Raw genomic sequence first — 19,036 nt, forward strand, 5'->3', positions numbered from 1 at the left:
ATATCTTCACTACTAATAGAGACCATCATCTACTTGACGATCTACGAAAAAAGTGGAACTATAGAGAACAATAAATAAACAAAAATAATAACTGGTTCTAAATCATTGGAAGATTCAGCAACACACATTGAAAAGCTAGCCCATAAAAATGCTCGCTTAAAATCGCTTATAAAGAAATATAAGCAATCACATCACTTGCAGCATGCTCTACTACAACTTTCAGAGCAAGCAAGTACTGTTGCCGAATTAACCCTACTCTACCCTGCTATTCATAATATTCTACAAGACTTTATACCCAGTAAAAGCTTTTATGTCGTACTAAATAACCCTGTTACAGATAACCTTGAACTTTCTTATTTTGCCGATGAAAAAGATGGTCTGTCTGTACCTCTAAAATATGAACATTTCTTCAAAGATGGTTTAACTGGGTACGTATTTAAGCACGGCAAAACAAGCTATTTTTCTAAACAGCAAACACAAGAAGCCGTTGAGAAGGGGTTGTTTAAAGCATACGGCACGCCAGCAGAGCATTGGGTGGGCGTACCCGTTTACCGTGAGAAAGCCATCATTGGTGTCATGGTCGCGCAAAGTTATGACAAGGCACAGAACTATACAGAGCAGCAAATAGAACTACTAGAAGTCATGTCGCTTTACCTTGCAACAGCAATCGAACGGGTGAAAAAACGCGAGTTACTTGAGTCTGAAGTAAAAATTCGCACCCGTGCACTGACGCAAAGTAACCAAGCTTTAAATGATGAAATTTTACAACGTAAAAAAGCACTCGATCGCCAACAAATTTTATTCAAAATCTCAGAACTGGCAACTTTGAGTAAAAACGTTGAAGACGTCTATGCCCATGTGCATGAAATTATTAAAACCATCACCTATGCCGATAACCTATACATTGCCTTGTATGATCAAACAACTAATTGGTTAAGCTTCCCCTATTGCGTAGATGAATTTAATGACAACGCAAAACCTAGGCCTTTCGCCAAAGGCTACAGTGAATTAGTACTTAGTACAGAAAAGTGCCAAGTGATAGATGAGCAAAGAGCAAAAGATTTAATAAAACTAGGCGTCATTGAACGCCCTATCGATGTCCCACCACAAAGAAGAGCAACCAGTTGGTTAGGCGCACCACTAAAAACGTCACAAGGGGTCATTGGTCTTATTGTTTGCCAAGCTTATTGTAATAAACATGAATTTAGCCAAGATGATTGCGAATTAATTACTTTTGTATCACATCAAATAGCAAGCGTAATTCAGGCTCATTTAGCAAGCCAAGAGTTAAAGCTGAGCCACCAAAAACTTGAGCAACGAGTTACAGAAAAAACGAAAGAGCTCCGCCAAGCAAATATGCATTTACAAATGCAAATTGAAGAGCGTAAAAAAATAGAGCAACAGCTATATCATGATGCACATCATGACTCACTAACCAGCTTGCCCAACCGTAGCTTATTCTTAACTCAACTTGAAAAAACATTACAACATTATCAACGTTATCCTGAGCAACAATTTGCGGTTTTATTTATTGATTTAGATAAGTTTAAAGATATAAATGATCAACTTGGTCACCAAGCAGGGGATCAATTTTTAATTGGTGTTGCCGAGTCTTTCTCACATTGTATAAGAGAGCACGACTTATTAGCTCGCTTAGGCGGTGATGAGTTTGTGGTACTGTTAAATCATTTAACCGAAAGACAGCAAGCAGAAGATGTTGCAAAACGTATTATTGAGATAATGAAAAAGCCTTTTTGCATGAAAGGTCAGTGCGTTCAAAGTGGCGCAAGTATTGGTATTACTTATTCAAAAGCAAGTTATAAACATACCGATGAAATTATTCGTGATGCAGATGCTGCAATGTATTATGCAAAAAATGCAGGGCGTAACCGTTTTGAGTGCTTCCATCCTTTATTGAATACAACTACTTCTCAACACGAAACCGAGAGTATGCATCATCTTGATGACCTGCCAATGCATTTTAGAAGCGCTGAAATCATTACGCTCAACGAGGAGTCTAGAGCTGAGTCATTATTGGAAGCATTTGGTGAACACCCTGTGCTTGGCAGTACTAGTTTTGAAGTATTGAAAAAGTTTGCAACTGATAGAGTTCAACATTTCGAAGTGGAGCTTAGCTTGTTGAAGCAAGCGTTCGAATTAGCCCATAATGCTAACTTACAAAAAGTACTCTTCCCATGCTCAGGGTTAGTATTAGAACGTATTAATTTTCAATCGTTACGCCAGTTACTAAAGGCAAACAATGCACAAAGAATGTGTTTACTGTTTAATGAACAAGAGATCCGTTACGCATCTGCGGTACAAATTGAAAACTTAAAAAGTTTAATTGAACAAGGGTTTTCAGTTGGACTAAACGAGTTCGCAAAAGACAGATGTGAGCTTAATTTACTGACTGAGTTTAACTTTGATTACTTACTACTTAGTTCTACCTTTAGTAAACGTGTGCTCCAACAAGATAATTATCACCTTCAATTGCAAGGCGTGTTGGCCATTACGAATATCCAAAATATTCAGGTAATCGCCAAGGGGCCATCGATTTTTAACTATCGCACTTTGTTAGATAAGCACGGTCTATCCTTGTTTATAGGCAAACAACACGCCCTAGCCCCTTTTAGTCCTTTTTCACAAACAGTACAAAGTATTACTTCTTAAGCATAGCTCTTAGATTAGCTACACGGGCTTGGCCTTTTTCCATGCGCTCAGCCTGTGAAGACGGTGGTTTTTTCGCTTCAAAGGCTAGATCATCTTGTGGTAACTCTTGCACAAAGCGACTGAGCTCAGTATCTGAAGTTTCACCAAATTGACGGCGTAACTTAGCATAGGTCATTACCAGCTCTTGCTGAGCACGCGTTATCCCTACATAAGCAAGACGGCGCTCCTCTTCAACGTTATCTTCATCAATACTTACTTGGTGCGGTAATAAGCCCTCTTCCATGCCAACCATGAACACATACGGATACTCCAAACCTTTTGAAGCATGTAGCGTCAGTAATTGTACCGCGTCAGATTCATCTTCTTCTTCGTTGCGCTCAAGCATATCGCGCAAGGTCAGTTTACTGACCACCTCAGCAAGGTTCAGCGGTGGATTGTCTGCATCCCCTGTAAGCATGTCAGTGATCCAACGATAAAGCTCTGAAACGTTCTTCATGCGCATTTCAGCGGCTTTTGCACTCGGTGATGATTCATATAGGTATGCTTCGTAGTTAATTTGCCTAACTAACTCTTTTACAGCTTCAAGGGTATCGCCCCGTACCGCATTATCAGAAAGCTCAACCACCCAGCGAGCAAAGCCAGCTAAGGCATTAAAGCCACGGCCTTTTAATCGGTGCGCAAGCTCAGGCTCAAAACAGGCAGCAAATAAGCTGATATGCTTTTCATTAGCAAGCGTACCTAGCTTTTCCAGTGTGACCGTACCAATCTCACGGCGTGGCGTATTAACAATACGTAAAAAGGCATTATCGTCGTCTTGATTCACCAGTAAACGTAAATACGCCATGATGTCTTTGATTTCTGAACGCGAGAAAAATGACATGCCGCCGCTGATTTTATAGGGAATGCGGTTGCTCATAAGTGCTTTTTCAAACACGCGTGCTTGGTGATTACCGCGATATAAAATCGCGTAATCTTTATAGCTGGTGCGTTTCATGAATTTATGAGAAATGATCTCTGCCACCACTCGTTCAGATTCATGCTCTTCATCACGACAGCCAATCACTTTGATAGGCTCACCATAGCCAAGCTCACTGAATAGTTTCTTATCAAACTCGTGAGGGTTATTGGCAATCAAAATATTCGCCGCTTTAAGAATTCGCCCAGCACTTCGGTAATTTTGTTCAAGCTTAATTAAACGTAAGCCCGGAAAATCTTTACTCAATAGCACAAGGTTTTGAGGCTTAGCACCGCGCCAAGAGTAAATTGATTGGTCGTCATCGCCTACCACGGTAAAACGAGCGCGTTCACCCACCAATAGCTTAACCAGTTGATACTGACTGGTATTAGTATCTTGATACTCATCCACCAGCAAGTAACGAAAACGCTGTTGCCAACGCTCACGTGCCGTAGCATTTTGGCCCAGCAACAAAGTAGGGATCATGATCAGATCATCAAAATCAAGGGCATTATAAGCACGTAGTTGATTTTGATAGCGAGCATACAGCTGAGCAAACAAGGCTTTTTGCGGCTCACGGGCTTCCCGAATAGCACGCTCAGGTAGAATCAATTCGTTCTTCCAACTACCTATTTGCATCTTCAGTAGGTTGAGTAAGTCTTTGTCTTTTTTAAGTTCTTCTTCGGTTAGCTCAGCTAATAACTGGTTGGTATCTTGATCATCAAATAGTGAGAATCCAGGTTTAAAACCTAACGTCGTTAACTCTTTTTTGATGATCTCAAGCCCAAGGGTATGAAACGTTGAAACCCATAAGCCTTTCGACTCTTGTTTACCCAGTGTTTGCGTTACACGCTCACGCATTTCTTTTGCCGCTTTATTGGTAAAGGTTACCGCAGCAATATTGCGTGCTTGATACTCACACTTTTGCACCAAGTAAGCGATTTTATTAGTAATAACACGCGTTTTACCTGAGCCCGCACCAGCTAATACTAAGCACGGCCCACTAATATACTTTACCGCTTCATCTTGTTTTGGGTTGAGTTTCATAAGCCCCTAAAGAAATTATCCAAAGACAGGACGGGCAATTTTACCGTAATCACTACACTACGCCTAGCCAATAAGGTAAGATTGTTTTTTTACGTGACTCAAGGGACGAAGATGATCAACCCAGCAAAACTTGAAGAAATCGCTAAGCAAATCACCGATAACATGCCGCAAGGCGTGAAAAACCTTGCCGAAACAGTCGAAGGCAAAACCAAGCAAGCTATTCAAAACAAACTTGCTGAGATGGACTTTGTAAGCCGTGATGAGTTTGATATTCAAAGCCAAGTACTTATTCGCACTCGTGAAAAACTCACTGAGCTTGAAGAAAAAGTGGCTTTACTTGAGCAGCAACTTGCTAGCAAACAAGACGAACAATAAAAAAGGAGAGCTTATAGCTCTCCTTCTTCTATCTAACTAGCTTTTGGTATTAGCTTTTTTCAGCAACACGTTCAAAAACGCGCTTTACTGCAATACCATAGGTATCACTGGCTTCTTCAGCACAGGTTACGACCGACTCTAGGTCGTTCAAATGACCATTTGCTAAACCATACACCCAACCATGAATTGTTAACTCTTGGCCTTTCGCCCAAGCATCTTGCACAATGTTAGTACGGCACACGTTACGTACTTGTTCGATAACGTTTAATTCGATCAAGCTATTTAAACGCTCTTGCTCAGGTAATGCATTGAGTTGTTCGATATGTTTTTCTTTTACATCACCTACATGGCGTAGCCAGTTATCGATTAAACCAAAGCGTGCTTCGTTTAATACCGCTTGTACACCACCACAGCCATAGTGACCAACAACCATGATGTGCTTCACTTTTAGTACTTCAACAGCGTATTGCATCACTGAAAGGCAGTTATGATCGGTATGAACAACCACATTTGCTACGTTGCGGTGAACAAATAACTCACCCGGCAACAAGTCTACGATTTCGTTTGCAGGTACACGCGAGTCAGAACAACCGATCCATAAGTACTCTGGATTTTGCTGCATTGATAGAATTTTAAAAAACTCAGGGTCATTTTCGCTTGTACGTGCTGCCCAACGTCTATTATTTTCGAATAAATTTTTTAACTTTCTCATTGCGCCTCTTTACGGTTTTTAATAATTAGCTTGGATCAAGATATTCCTTGGTGTCAGCTGTTTCTCACAAAACGTGCTCACCGTTACTTGATATCCTTGTTGTTGCAAATATAAAGCACGATCGAGCACGAGCCAAACTTCAATTGCCCTTCTGAACACATGTCGGACGAGTTCAACTCGCTCGGTGACCCTTTTGCGCTTTTTACCTATTTCTAAAAACTTATTGTAATCAATACCTTCAGGTAGAGATAATGATTTTTTCTCAGCTGCCCATAAACAAAATGATTCAAAAGAATCGGAGAAGATTGCTTTGTTCACTGACGGCACACTCACATAGTGTAATTCACCAGTGATTGATTTACGTAACGCATCAAATCCAAGACGCCATTCAACTTCTGTTTTTCTGACCTTATCAACTCGACTCGGTGCCGTTACGGTTTCTTGCAGCGCCAGTTTTAAATCGCGATGCGTAAGCGCAAGCTGACTTTGTTTTGCAGGCTCGCTCATTGCCTGATAAGCGTTATCTGTGAATAAATGATAACAACATGGTGAAAAGCTGATTTGCTGGGTTTTCGCTTTGCTTGCTTGCTGCATAAATGTTTGATGCAAACGACCACAAGCATGTAAAGCTACAGCATGCTGTTGGCTTTCAAAAAAGCCGTCAGTGTTGTCGGTTAATACATCTGCTTGTGAAAACTGCATCGCCAAGTGCTGTTGTGTAGCACTGTGCTGGCCTTGGTCACATAAGTGCTGTTGCAGCTCAATACTATGTACACTGGGCGCGCCATTAAATGCCAGCATACGACCTAAATGCCCTTTACCTGCACACCACTCTAAAACAGGCTGGTTTAATGGATGCTGACTAATCGCTGCAACAAAGTCTTGTAACTGCTCAAATTTACGACCTTTAATGCCATTACTTATCCAAAACGGAAATTCACTACGTGCAGTACTGATAGCTGGCAGTTCACATAACAGAGCCAACTGGTCGATACCCTCAATTGCCTCAGCAAAATAGCGATATAAAGCAGGCTGATCGGCATCAAGCTCGCTGACTTGTTGGTCATCCAGCGTCCATAGTAAGTTAGCTAATTCAGGCCAAGGAAGATCATCAAAATCGAAGGCGGTGCATTGCCAGTATTGGCGAGTTTTAAAAAGCAGCGTATCTAAGGCAATAAATTGCTGAGCAAGCGTCATAACTTCTAAACGACAAAAAATAAAACTGATTATAACAGTTTTTCACCCTTTAACGCCTACCACTGCTGATTAAACGGATATAAAGAGGGATGCATAAAATACTCAGTACAATAGCTAGAATAAGCATCCAAGATAATTCAAAGCCGCCATCGTCTTGATGTTGATACATAAAGTGTTTAAACGCGCGGTCAAACTCGGTTTGATCTAGACCATATAGATCAGCAATTAAGCGCCACTTTGCCATCGACATACTGCCAAGATTTACTCTTGGCGGCTTAATATAACTCGTTAATACATTTGCTTCATAAGCAAGCTCTTGTAAGCTTTTATGAGTAGCATAATCGTGTTTAGTTACAGCAATACTCTCTTCTAAATGCAATAACGCGTAACGCCAGCCTTTAATACTTGCATGATAAAAGCGCTCAACGATATCTGGATTTTTTTCTACCATCGCTTCGCTGGTATATAAAATATCGCCATAAACATTCAAACCAAACTTTTGTGGACAAATGAGTCGGTGACCCACTCCTTGTAATGTCATCGTGTATGGCTCATTGGTGACATAAACTTGCACCGCATCTAAGTCACCGGCAAGCCACTGTTCAATGCCCCCTTCATGGCTTGCAGCTATTAAACTTTGTTGATCAAGCCCTGCACGTTGCAACATCACTAACAACTCAGCGTTTTCAACTGAGCCGATTTTACTTAGCTTCTTATCGGCAAAGTCTCTGGGCTGAAAAATATCTGAGTTATTTTTTACCATCCAGCAGTAAGGTGAAAACTGCAGTATGGCTCCAAGGGCAACAACTGGTGCGCCTTGTTTGCGCTTTTGTAATATGCCTGAGTGAGTAATGGCGAAGTCGGCTTCACCGCTTAATACTTTAGGGAAGGTATCTGGCGCATTCGGATCGGCAGGTATAATAGAAACATCAAGGCCCGCTTCCTTATAAAAGCCTTTTTTTGCAGCCATATAATAGCCTGCAAACTGAAACTGGTGAGTCCATTTTAGTTGTAGGCTAACTTTATCAGCGCACTGTGCGCTCATAGATAGCAATAAACAAGTTAACCCTAGTAGGCTTTTTATACCTTGCACGCATCATCCTTGCTTGAAACCGTGCATTAACTATAGGAAAAATAGAGAGAAAATCAAGACTGCACATTAGCAGTCTTGATGATACTTAGCTACTGATTTGCCGCTTTAACTTCACTCAGTTCTTGACCTTGGCTGGTTAAGAACTGAGTGAAACATGGATTGTTCGTTTCATCTTGAACGTTGTATCCCAAACGGTTCAAATGCTCATTGAATACCTCATAATCACTCGGTTCAATCGCAAAAGCAGCCAGAACATTACCAATCGATCCACCATGATTACGATAATGGAATAAAGTGATATTCCAATTACTACCAAGAGTATCTAAGAATCGCGCCAATGCGCCTGGATACTCAGGAAACTCAAAGCGAAGTAAACGCTCATGAAGTTGGGCTGGCGCTTTACCACCCACCATATAACGAATATGCAATTTAGCCAGCTCGTTATCTGATAGATCGCAAAATGTATAGTCGTTTTCTGTCAGTGCTGCTTTTAATTCATCGAGCTCTTGTTGGCCTTGCCTTAACGCGATACCAACAAAAATTTGTGCTTCGCCTGGGCCTGCATAACGGTAATTAAACTCGGTGATAGCTCTGCCACCTAACGAGTTACAAAACTGCTTAAAGCTGCCCTTCTCTTCTTTAATCGTCACAGCAAGGAGTGCTTCGTTCTTTTCACCTAGCGCCGTTCGCTCAGCAACATAGCGTAAGCGGTCAAAGTTTAAGTTCGCACCCGATAAAATCGCAGCCACGTTTAAGCCTTTTACACCATTTTGTTGGCACCACTTTTTCAGCCCTGCTGTAGATAGCGCACCTGAAGGCTCAGCTATCGCACGAGTCGAAACAAAGATATCTTGCATTGCGGCGCAGATTTCATCGCCTGTAACAGTAACGACTTCATCACAAAACTTTTGCGCTAAACGAAATGTTTCTGTGCCGATAACTTTTACGGCTACGCCATCTGCAAAGCTGCCAACACGGTCAAGCTCAACGGGCTTGCCTGCTTCAAGCGCTGCTTTTAGGCAAGCACTCTCGTCAGCTTCAACACCAATGACTTTAATATCAGGACGTAACGACTTAATGTACACCGCCATGCCCGCAAGTAAACCACCACCGCCAACAGGAATAAAAACAGCATCAAGGTCATTCAGTTGCTGCATTAATTCACGGGCAACGGTACCTTGGCCAACAATCACATCGGGATCATCAAACGGTGGCACAAACACCCCATTACGCTGCTCTGTCAGCTCTAAAGCATGGGCTTTTGCAGCATCGAAATGATGGCCGTGTAATACCACTTCACCACCGAGTGAACGTACTGCATTCACTTTAATTTCTGGTGTTGTAACTGGCATCACAATCGTTGCTTTATGCCCTAAAAATGAGGCACTGAGTGCGACACCTTGCGCATGGTTACCCGCTGAGGCAGTGATCACATCAGAACCTTTTGGCAACTTGCTCAGTTTATGAAATGCACCACGAAGTTTAAATGAATAAACCGGTTGTTGGTCTTCACGCTTTAGCCACACATGGTTGCCTAGCCGTGCACTAAGATCAGCCATTTCGCTGACCTCAGTGACTTTTGCAAGCGGCTCCATGTTCGCTTGAATGATAGCGCGAAAATAATCGAGCTCTTGAGAAACCATAATTAACTAAGCTCCTCAAGTTTTGCTAAATCGCGAACAGCTCCTTTGTCTGCACTGGTTGCAAGTAACGCATAAGCTTTAAGTGCAGATGAAACATAACGGTCACGATCAAGTGGTTTATAAGCATCTTTACCGCGTGCTAATTGCTTTTGTTTACGTGCTTCAAGCTCTTCATCAGACAGGGCTAGGGTGATTTCACGGGTTGCGATATCAATTACTATTTTATCGCCATTTTCAACATAGGCGATTGCACCACCGCTTGCTGCTTCTGGTGAAACATGACCAATTGACAAACCTGATGTACCACCCGAGAAACGGCCATCTGTGATAAGCGCACACTTTTCACCTAAGCCCACTGATTTTAAGTAACTCGTTGGATACAGCATTTCTTGCATGCCAGGGCCGCCTTTTGGTCCTTCATAGCGAATAACAACCACATCACCCGCCTTCACTTCACCGTTAAGAATGCCTTCAACCGAATCATCTTGTGATTCGTATACAACTGCGGGGCCTTCAAAGTGCAGCATTTCTTCAACGACACCGGCACTTTTAACAATACAGCCATCAAGGGCTAAATTACCTGATAGTACAGCTAAGCCGCCATCTTGACGAAAGGCATTTTCAACACTGCGGATACAGCCGTTTTCACGGTCATTATCAAGTTCAGGCCAGCGGCATTCTTGGCTCATTGCTTTTGTAGTACGGATACCTGCAGGGCCTGCTTTATAGAATTTTTGCGCCACTTCATTATTAGGATCGGTCGCATCCCATTTAGTCACCATTTCAGCCATAGTATGGCCTGCCACGTGATCAACCGATAAATCGACAAGGCCAGCCTTACCTAGTTCACGGATAATTGCCATCATGCCACCAGCGCGGTGTACATCTTCAATATGATATTTATTGGTTGCGGGTGCCACTTTACAAAGGAAAGGAGTTTTACGAGAAAGCTCATCGATGTGCGACATATCAAAATCAACACCTGCCTCTTGCGCTGCAGCTAATAAGTGTAAAACCGTATTTGATGAACCACCCATGGCAATATCAACCACCATTGCATTCATAAAGGCGGTGCGATTAGCAATAGCACGTGGTAACACTGCTGCATTATCTTTTTGATAATACTCACGGCATAAATCAACAATGCGCGCACCCGCTTCAACATAAAGTTGTTTACGGTCTTTATGTGTAGCAAGTGTAGTACCGTTACCCGGCAGTGCTAAACCAATCGCTTCTAATAAACAGTTCATTGAGTTGGCAGTGAACATACCTGAGCATGAACCACACGTAGGACACGCAGAGCGCTCTACTTTTTCAGAGTCTTCATCGCTTACTGAGGTATCAGCGCCTTTCACCATGGCATCCACTAAATCAAGTTTAATGTCGATATCAGCAAGGCGTGTTTTACCCGCTTCCATTGGACCACCTGATACGAAAATAACCGGAATATTTAAACGCAGTGCTGCCAGCATCATCCCTGGGGTGATTTTGTCGCAATTAGAAATACAGATCATGGCATCGGCACAGTGTGCATTAACCATGTATTCCACTGAGTCTGCAATTAAGTCACGCGACGGTAGTGAATACAGCATACCGCCATGACCCATTGCGATACCATCGTCGATTGCAATGGTATTAAATTCTTTTGGTACACCACCGGCTTCAGTGATGGTTTCGGCCATTAGCTCACTGAGTTGATTAAGATGAACGTGCCCTGGTACAAACTGAGTATATGAGTTAACAACAGCGATAATTGGCTTACCGAAGTCTTTATCTGTCATCCCTGTTGCACGCCATAAAGCACGCGCCCCTGCACGTTTGCGACCTTCTGTTGTTGTTGCACTTCTTAATTTAGCCATAATTACCTCAGTTGTTGCAGTGGCATGCCACTGGCTTCCTCATTCCTAATTTATTTCTCACTAAAGCATCAATCTGATTGCTCTAGTTACCTGTTGATTTTTTTACTAGATTGCTTGTTGTTGAAATTGGTTTTCAACATTGACATGTTTTACATCAACCAATTTATTTAACTGTGATGTTAGTAGATAAATCGGCTTATCGCTGTCTACCGTCATGGTGACGTGAAACGCTTCATCAGCCATTTCTAAATTCATGGTTGTTAGGTCAAAGCCGCGATGACGTGCAACGCGTAAAAAGCGCTCTACCGCGACACTTTGATTCTTTAGTGCAATCGTTAGGGTGTGTTTCATTTTACTGTCTCCGTCATCATTTCATCATTGGCAGCACCGGGCGGTACAAGCGGCCATACATTTTCTTTATCATCTATACAGGCATGCAGAATGTATGGACCTTCACTATTTACTAACGCATCAACCGCAGCATCAACTTCATCTGCTTTAGTGATAGTTTGACCTAGAATGCCAAACACCGCTGCTAACTGCACAAAATCAGGATTATCTGAAAGGTTTGTTTCAGAATAACGACCTTCAAAAAATAGCTGCTGCCATTGACGTACCATGCCTAAGCGCTGGTTATCTAGGATTAGAATTTTAACTGGCAGATTGTTACGGCGTATTGTTGCCAGTTCTTGAATGTTCATCATGATTGAGCCATCGCCCGACACTGTGATCACAAAATCATTTGGGCGAGCAACTTGCGCGCCGATAGCGGCCGGTAAACCAAAGCCCATGGTACCCGCACCACCACTACTTAAATGATTACTTGGGTGGCTAAACTTCATGTGCTGTGCCACCCACATTTGGTGCTGACCCACATCACAGCACACAACACCCGTTGCTGGCATTTTTTGGCTTAGTTGGTTTAATAAATAAGGGGCAAATACTTTCTCGCCTGGATAGTCATAACGCCATGCATGTTCTTTCATCATGCTTTCGATGTGCGTTAACCACTCATCAGGCGTTACAAAACAATCAAGTTGCGGTAATGACGTTTTTAAATCTGCGACTAATGATGCTTTTGCAGGCTTGCGCTTACCAACCTCTGCCGCGTCGATATCAAGGTGTATCACCTTTGCTTTTGCGGCAAACTTGCTTAAATTGCCAGTAACACGGTCGTCAAAACGAGCACCGATACAAACCAAAACATCACACTCTTGCACTGCTAAGTTAGCCGCTTTACCACCATGCATACCTAGCATACCCAAATCATATTCATAATCAGGTAATACGCTGCCTAGCGCTTTTAATGTTGATACTGCTGGCATGTGTGTTTTTTCTAAAAACTGCATAAGTTCGTTTTGTGCATCAGCAGCTTGTACACCACCACCGATATACGCCACAGGACGCTGCGCTTCACTCAATATTTGATTGGCAATAGCAACTTGGTTTGCGTCTAATTTTGGTAAATAATCTTCGGCGGCTAACCAAGGGTGGAATGGTACTTGCGCCATTTGGATGTCTTTGGGGATATCGACTAACACAGGGCCTGGGCGGCCGCTTTGTGCTATGTGGATGGCTTCTTGTAGGATTTCGGCTAAGTCTTCAGCTCTTTCAACCATGTAACTATGTTTAGTGCATGATAACGACATACCTAACACATCCACTTCCTGAAAGGCGTCGGAGCCTATCGCTGCGGTAGGTACTTGCCCTGTGATTGCAAGTAACGGCACTGAATCCATCATCGCATCAGCAAGGGCTGTTATTAAGTTAGTCGCACCAGGGCCTGAAGTTGCAAAGCACACACCTAACTTGCCTGTGCTGCGGGCAAACCCTACAGCTGCAAAACCAGCTCCTTGTTCATGACGCGTCAAATAATGTTTGACTGGCGCACCGTACAAGGCGTCGTAAATAGGCATGATGGCACCACCTGGGTATCCAAAAACATCCTTAACGCCATGTTTGGCTAATAAATCGATTGTTAACTCTGCGCCTGTCATCGTAAATCCTCATTCCTCAGTGACATTGTGTATTTGCTGCGACTCAAACCTTAAAACGAAAAAGCCCCCCGGACTGTTAAGTGCGGGGGGCTTTTTAAATGCTTCACTTTTCTCTAAGCACTAACTAGCCCCCGCGGTAATAATAATCACCACGACGTTAATCAGAATTAGAGAAAGTTTGTTTGTAAGCATTTATCTGTAACCAAATTTTGTTCATTTGTAGCGGAAATCTAGCCATCCCGCTGCCTTTTTCTATTAGTACCGCGCTAAGCCCTTCAAGTCAACAATAAAATTAATTCAAAAAAACATACAAAAAACACTCAAAAGGAAATTAATATTCAAAATATAGTTAATAAAGGGTTTATATTTCACTTTTAAACAAATATGGAAATGTCATACCTCTTTATTAGCTATTCTATGGCTGATTAATTTTTAGCTCTTAGCTCGTATTTTTTCTGCTTTCATTCGATTTAATTTAACTGCTTATGGAAAATTAGTTTAGTATTGAAAACAGTCACAATTTGAAAGGGAAAATTATGAGATTCATTCAGCGCTTTAATGCTCTGTTTTTTATGGTGCTACTACTTGGCTTTAGCCAATGTGCATTGGCAGAGCCTGGACTATGGAAAATAGAAAAAAACAGCATTTCGTCCTATTTATTTGGCACTGTACATGTTGGTGATAAAAGCATGCAAGGTCTACCAAAGAAGGTTACATCTGCAATTGAGAGCAGTGATAAAGTTATTGTTGAGGTTGATATCAGCACCATTTCAGCAACCGAAATGCAGCGTCGTTCACTGCCTTTTATGATGCTTAAAGATGGAAAAACACTGCAATCAGAGCTTTCTGTAGAAAACTTCAATAAGCTACAAAAATACTTTGCCGATAAGTCTATAGATATCGCAATGTTTAAAAACTTAGCACCGTGGGCTGTGATGGTCACCATGATGCAAATGGAGTTCCAAAACGTTGGTTTTTCAGATCAATACGGCATCGACAAACAAGTACTTGCTTATGCGCAAGCACACAATAAACCTATCGGTGAATTAGAAACTCTTGAGCTACAAATGGAAATGTTTACTCATTTAGCAGTTATGAACGATAAGATGATTGAAGAAACATTTGAGCAGCTAGCTGATGTCGACACTTACTTTTTTGGCCTTATCAATGCGTGGAAATCTGGCGATATGAAAACGCTAGCAAAGTTTTATAACGAAAGCTTTGATGATTCTCAATATGGTGAACTAAGTGAGCAAGTAATGCTAATCGATCGCAATAATAATTGGATAAAGCAACTTTCATCACGTATCGGCAAAGAAAAACTATTTATTGCCGTTGGTGCTTTGCACTTGCCTGAACAACATGGTTTGCTAAAGCAGCTAACCGATAAAGGCTTCACGGTTACACGTATCTAAATGTTCTATAATCAAATTCAAATTTTATAAGCGCCTTTTATGGCGCTTTTTTTGTGAAATCAGCCATCTCTAAATAGTGTTTAATACCTGTGATTTTGTCACTTGCATGATGATTAACGTACACGACAGTACTTGTCCCTGCGGCACAGATTTTTTCTATCAGTAATAGCACTCGCTGCCTATTTGCTTCATCAAGGCCAAGGCAAGGCTCATCTAAAATTAATAAATTAGGGTGTTTTATCATCGCCCTCGCAATCAATAATAATCGCTGATCACCAAAGGATAGCTGACTAAAAGAGCTATTTTTTTTGTCACTTAAACCCAGCAAAGCTAACCAATTGGTAGCAATTTCTAGCTGTTTATCAGTGGCTTTTTGATAAAGGCCAATACTGTCATAAAAACCCGATACAAGGGTATTGAGTGCAGTGATACTAACCCGATAATCCATATGCAGCGCATTAGAGATATAACCAATGTGCTGTTTAATTTGCCAAATACTCTCACCACTGCCACGCTGAAAACCAAACACCTTAATATCGTTGTTATAACACTGCGGGTTATCGCCAGTGATAAGGTTCAGCAAGCAGGTTTTTCCTGAGCCATTTTTGCCGGTTAACTGCCAATGTTCGCCTTGGTTTATTTGCCAGTTTAGGTTTTCAAAAACTGCCTCACCACCATAACTCACTGAAGCATTATTTAGTCTTACCAGCATAGGTTCTGTGAGCGGGGGTGCTTGATGATCAGTATCTGCGTTAGGTATTTGTAACTCAGTATGAGTTAGATGCAATAGCTTTAGTAAATCATCGCGCTGCTCGGTTGTTGGCTTTGCTAATTGCTGAGCCACATGACCTTCTTTAACATAGCCGTAGTGATCAACAAAGTCAGGGATCTCAGTTAATCTATTGAGTACAAAAATGAGGGTTGTTGTTTTACTAAGCTCTGCGAGTAGCTGATTAAGTTCGGCCATTGCCGTGACATCTAAACCATCAAACGGCTCATCAAGCACAAGTAAATCTGGTCTCCCTATCAAAGCTTGAATTAATAATAGCTTACGGGTTTCTCCGGTTGATAAATCGCGAAACGCCTTGCTAAGCTTATCTTTAAAATCAAACATGGCAATTAATTGTTGTAGCAACTTACCATCAAACTGTTGCTCATCACGGCCAGCAATCATAATCTTGTAAACGGTGCTAGAGGCAGTAACACCATCAACAATGTCATCTTGATCTTTTGTTAGCTCAGCCGCAAGGAGCTGCTTTTGGCTGTCTGGCGAGACCAATGCAATTCGCTCAAAGCTATTCTCATAGTGGCCTTGTTCTATTTTTGCAAAGCCAGCAATGGCAGCAGCTACCGCTGATTTACCCGCGCCATTAGCGCCAAGTAAAACCCATTGCTGCAATCGCGATACATTGATATTAAGATCATCTAAATAATAAACATCATTACCCTGCCCCTTTAGGCCAGCTCTAACATTAACCAACTGCACTTGTTGCACGTTGAATCCTCATTCTAAATTACCGTTAGCTTGACGTTACCCCATTCAATAAAAAATTAAAAATCGTTTAAACCTTTTTTGAATACAGCTGCGACTAAGGTATAAAAGGTCATTTACAGGAAAAAAACAATGAAAAAATTACTTTGTGTGGCTGCAATAGGTCTAATACTGGCAACTTCAGACTCTACAGCAAAAGATTCACGAGAGCTCAATCACACCTTTACAATTAATGGCGCAAGCCAGCTTGAAATCGATTTTCCAGTTGGCAGCTTAGAAGTACAAAACTACGCAGGCAGTGAAGTAGTGGTCACAGTGCGTATTGAGCCCAAAAACGATACAGGTTGGTTTGGTTCTGAGATGGACTTATCAGATATTAAACTAAGTCACTCACAAAACGCAGGCTCACTGAGCTTAAAGCTTGATAACGATGACATTCAACAAAATTGGTTAGTAAAAATGCCCAACACAATGGCGATTGATGTAGAGCTCGGTGTGGGTGACATTGAAATAAATGATACAAGCAACTCTGTGGATATTGAGCTTGGAGTGGGAGCTGTGCGTATCGATAGTGCACTTGATGACTACAAACGTATTGAGCTGGAAACAGGTGTGGGTGATACAAAAATTCGTGGCATGCTAAATGAAGCAAAACAAAGCAGAAAAATTGTCAGTTCACACTCACAGTATAGTGGTAATGGGCAATTTGAGATTGATGTTGAGGTGGGTGTCGGCGATATAAAAGTCAGTAACTAAAACCTTTAATGGCGCTTATTCTGCTCTATTTTCAGCAAACATAATCGTCAAGGCTTTTTCTACTGTTTCGGCTGTTATTGGTTTATATAAGTGAAGGTTTGCACCTAACGCATAGATGCGTTGCAAATCTTCACTGGAGGTATTGGCTGTTACAGCCAAAATAGGCGTCAGTTGACATTGCTCATTTCTAATTATGTCGATTGCTTGAAAGCCATCCATCACTGGCATGTTAAGATCCATAAATATCACATCATACGGCTTAGTTTCGGTCATATCTGTCGCGATTAAACCGTTTGGCGCTATATCATAAGTATAATTAAATTGGCTCAGAATACGGCCCAATATTGTCGCATTTAAAGTGTTATCTTCAACAATCAAACAATGCAAGTTACTAGGTAATAATGCCTTAGCTGCCTCTTTAGGTGCTTGCTTAAAGGCTAGCTTAACCACAACTTTCACACCATGGGGCTGGACATTAAAAAACTGAATATCCCCTTCAAGCGCTTTAATAATTTGTTTTACCCTGAACAGTCCCGTTTTTAAACCTTGAAAATGCTGCTCTGCATCTTGCTCGTCATTTAAAAAATCACTGGATGAGTGGTCAAACCCTTTACCATTATCTTGCACCTCAAATACAAAACCTTTCTCTCCTTGGCAACTGGCGGTAACCGCTATACGCCCTTGTGTTGGAGTGAACTTGACAGCATTGTTTACAAGCTCTGCAAATACTTGTTGGAGTCGCCCATGATCACTAATGACCTGTTTGTTTACTGATTCTGCAAAGTTAATCGTAAAAGTAATTTTTTTATCATTACACGCATATTCAAAAGGAGTAACGGCCTGCTTAAGGCTAGTTAATAAATTCCCTTGTGCTAAATTCAGCTGCCACTCCCCTGTAGTAAGCTTCTGCAAATCAAGTAGCTCATCCAGCATTGAGACTAACCTATTTACGCAGTATAAAGCCTGCTTTTTTGTGAGTTGCTGAGTATCATTAATATCCAGCGCCTCTATTGACGCTGTCAGTCCTTGCAATGGTGTTCTAAATTCATGACTGGCGCGGGCTATAAAACGTTCTTTATTGTGGCTAACACGCTCTACAACTTCTTTTTGTTGCTGATATTGTTTTATTGTTTTTGCAATGAGCTTTTCCATTGGTTTGAAGATAAATATAAGCTCCACAATCAGTAGCCCAATAGCAATAATCCAAAAAATAACCTCTAATATAGAAATGACTTTTACCTTGGTAACAGCGCTTTGCTCTAACAGATAAACAGCTTCATCTAAATCCATTAAAAGCTTTTCTAAATGTTCACTACTAAATGGGGAGCGACCTTGAGTGCCATAATTAGAGCGACTATTTAATAGTTGCTGCGCTTTGCTGATGTATTGCTTAACGTGCAAATCTAGTTGTGTTGGAGAAGAGAAATAGTGAGCCTTTAGCGCATCATTTAAATAAAGAAACTGTCCACTGCTATCTTTTTGAAGTAAAAACTGATGGCCCGCCACGAATTGCTCTACAGCGTGCTGCAATAGCATGCGATGCTGATGTGTTTGCCCTGATTTTTCGAAGATAAGCGCATTTCCATAAAGCGCTATTTTTTGTGACAACATGCGCTGTTTACCAGCGATGTTAATAACTTGCGCATCACCTTTTTGAATATAAAGTAGATACTGCATCAAAGACACAGATACCGAAATTAAAATGGCGATTGCCAACAATCCCCAGCGATATCGTTTTCTGATATCTACAACCAGATCTAACATATCCGACTCAAGTATTTTTTATATTCAGTGTAGTATAAAAAGATTTATAAAGCCTACAGCG

Annotated in this window: 14 protein-coding genes; 4 read left to right on the forward strand and 10 right to left on the reverse strand. The window is 41.5% G+C overall.

Annotated elements, in window-relative coordinates; translation table 11 throughout:
* Positions 1-105 precede the first annotated feature (105 nt).
* On the forward strand, positions 106-2,670 hold the full coding sequence (locus L3V38_RS16705; RefSeq protein ID WP_237120067.1) for a diguanylate cyclase: 2,565 nt from the start codon (positions 106-108) through the stop codon (positions 2,668-2,670).
* Here L3V38_RS16705 and rep read toward each other — a convergent pair.
* Positions 2,660-4,672 carry a DNA helicase Rep gene (rep, locus tag L3V38_RS16710; protein ID WP_062568502.1) on the reverse strand — a complete coding sequence of 671 codons (2,013 nt, stop codon included), beginning with the start codon at positions 4,670-4,672 and terminating at the stop codon, positions 2,660-2,662. The two genes, L3V38_RS16705 and rep, sit on opposite strands and share 11 nt — an antisense overlap.
* A 111-nt stretch (positions 4,673-4,783) precedes the next feature.
* Between rep and L3V38_RS16715 the strand changes: the two genes are divergently transcribed.
* Positions 4,784-5,047 carry an accessory factor UbiK family protein gene (locus L3V38_RS16715; RefSeq protein WP_054561163.1) on the forward strand — a complete coding sequence of 88 codons (264 nt, stop codon included), beginning with the start codon at positions 4,784-4,786 and terminating at the stop codon, positions 5,045-5,047.
* Between the two features lie 49 nt (positions 5,048-5,096).
* On the opposite strand, the gene can is transcribed toward L3V38_RS16715, so the two are convergent.
* The 7 genes from can to ilvG all read right to left on the reverse strand — a co-directional run bounded on the left by can (position 5,097) and on the right by ilvG (position 13,548).
* Complete coding sequence (gene can / locus L3V38_RS16720; protein ID WP_062568501.1) at positions 5,097-5,759, reverse strand: carbonate dehydratase; 663 nt, start codon at positions 5,757-5,759, stop codon at positions 5,097-5,099.
* A gap of 18 nt (positions 5,760-5,777) precedes the next feature.
* Positions 5,778-6,956 (reverse strand): methyltransferase, encoded by a 1,179-nt coding sequence (locus L3V38_RS16725; protein ID WP_237120068.1) that lies wholly within the window; start codon positions 6,954-6,956, stop codon positions 5,778-5,780.
* A 49-nt stretch (positions 6,957-7,005) separates the two neighbouring features.
* Positions 7,006-8,001 (reverse strand): ABC transporter substrate-binding protein, encoded by a 996-nt coding sequence (locus tag L3V38_RS16730; RefSeq protein ID WP_237120084.1) that lies wholly within the window; start codon positions 7,999-8,001, stop codon positions 7,006-7,008.
* 137 nt (positions 8,002-8,138) lie between these two features.
* Complete coding sequence (gene ilvA / locus L3V38_RS16735) at positions 8,139-9,692, reverse strand: threonine ammonia-lyase, biosynthetic (protein WP_237120069.1); 1,554 nt, start codon at positions 9,690-9,692, stop codon at positions 8,139-8,141.
* Positions 9,693-9,694: 2 nt separating this feature from the next.
* Positions 9,695-11,551: a dihydroxy-acid dehydratase gene (ilvD, locus tag L3V38_RS16740; protein WP_237120070.1), complete on the reverse strand. Its 1,857-nt coding sequence runs from the start codon at positions 11,549-11,551 to the stop codon at positions 9,695-9,697.
* Between the two features lie 105 nt (positions 11,552-11,656).
* Positions 11,657-11,902 (reverse strand): acetolactate synthase 2 small subunit, encoded by a 246-nt coding sequence (ilvM, locus tag L3V38_RS16745; protein WP_054554110.1) that lies wholly within the window; start codon positions 11,900-11,902, stop codon positions 11,657-11,659.
* Positions 11,899-13,548: an acetolactate synthase 2 catalytic subunit gene (gene ilvG, locus L3V38_RS16750; protein ID WP_237120071.1), complete on the reverse strand. Its 1,650-nt coding sequence runs from the start codon at positions 13,546-13,548 to the stop codon at positions 11,899-11,901. Before ilvG ends, ilvM begins: the two co-directional genes overlap by 4 nt.
* Positions 13,549-14,084: 536 nt before the next feature.
* Here ilvG and L3V38_RS16755 point away from each other — a divergent pair.
* A complete protein-coding gene (locus L3V38_RS16755) occupies positions 14,085-14,963 on the forward strand; it encodes a TraB/GumN family protein (protein WP_237120072.1) in 879 nt (292 codons plus the stop codon).
* Positions 14,964-15,000: 37 nt separating this feature from the next.
* On the opposite strand, the gene modF is transcribed toward L3V38_RS16755, so the two are convergent.
* Positions 15,001-16,458: a molybdate ABC transporter ATP-binding protein ModF gene (modF, locus tag L3V38_RS16760; protein WP_237120073.1), complete on the reverse strand. Its 1,458-nt coding sequence runs from the start codon at positions 16,456-16,458 to the stop codon at positions 15,001-15,003.
* 129 nt (positions 16,459-16,587) lie between these two features.
* Between modF and L3V38_RS16765 the strand changes: the two genes are divergently transcribed.
* On the forward strand, positions 16,588-17,211 hold the full coding sequence (locus L3V38_RS16765) for a hypothetical protein (RefSeq protein ID WP_130149269.1): 624 nt from the start codon (positions 16,588-16,590) through the stop codon (positions 17,209-17,211).
* A 15-nt stretch (positions 17,212-17,226) separates the two neighbouring features.
* Here the strand turns inward: L3V38_RS16765 and L3V38_RS16770 are convergent, their stop codons facing one another.
* On the reverse strand, positions 17,227-18,975 hold the full coding sequence (locus tag L3V38_RS16770) for a response regulator (protein ID WP_237120074.1): 1,749 nt from the start codon (positions 18,973-18,975) through the stop codon (positions 17,227-17,229).
* Positions 18,976-19,036 lie beyond the last annotated feature (61 nt).

It is taken from the genome of Pseudoalteromonas sp. L1 (assembly GCF_021728095.1).
In the GTDB taxonomy this organism is placed as follows: domain Bacteria; phylum Pseudomonadota; class Gammaproteobacteria; order Enterobacterales; family Alteromonadaceae; genus Pseudoalteromonas.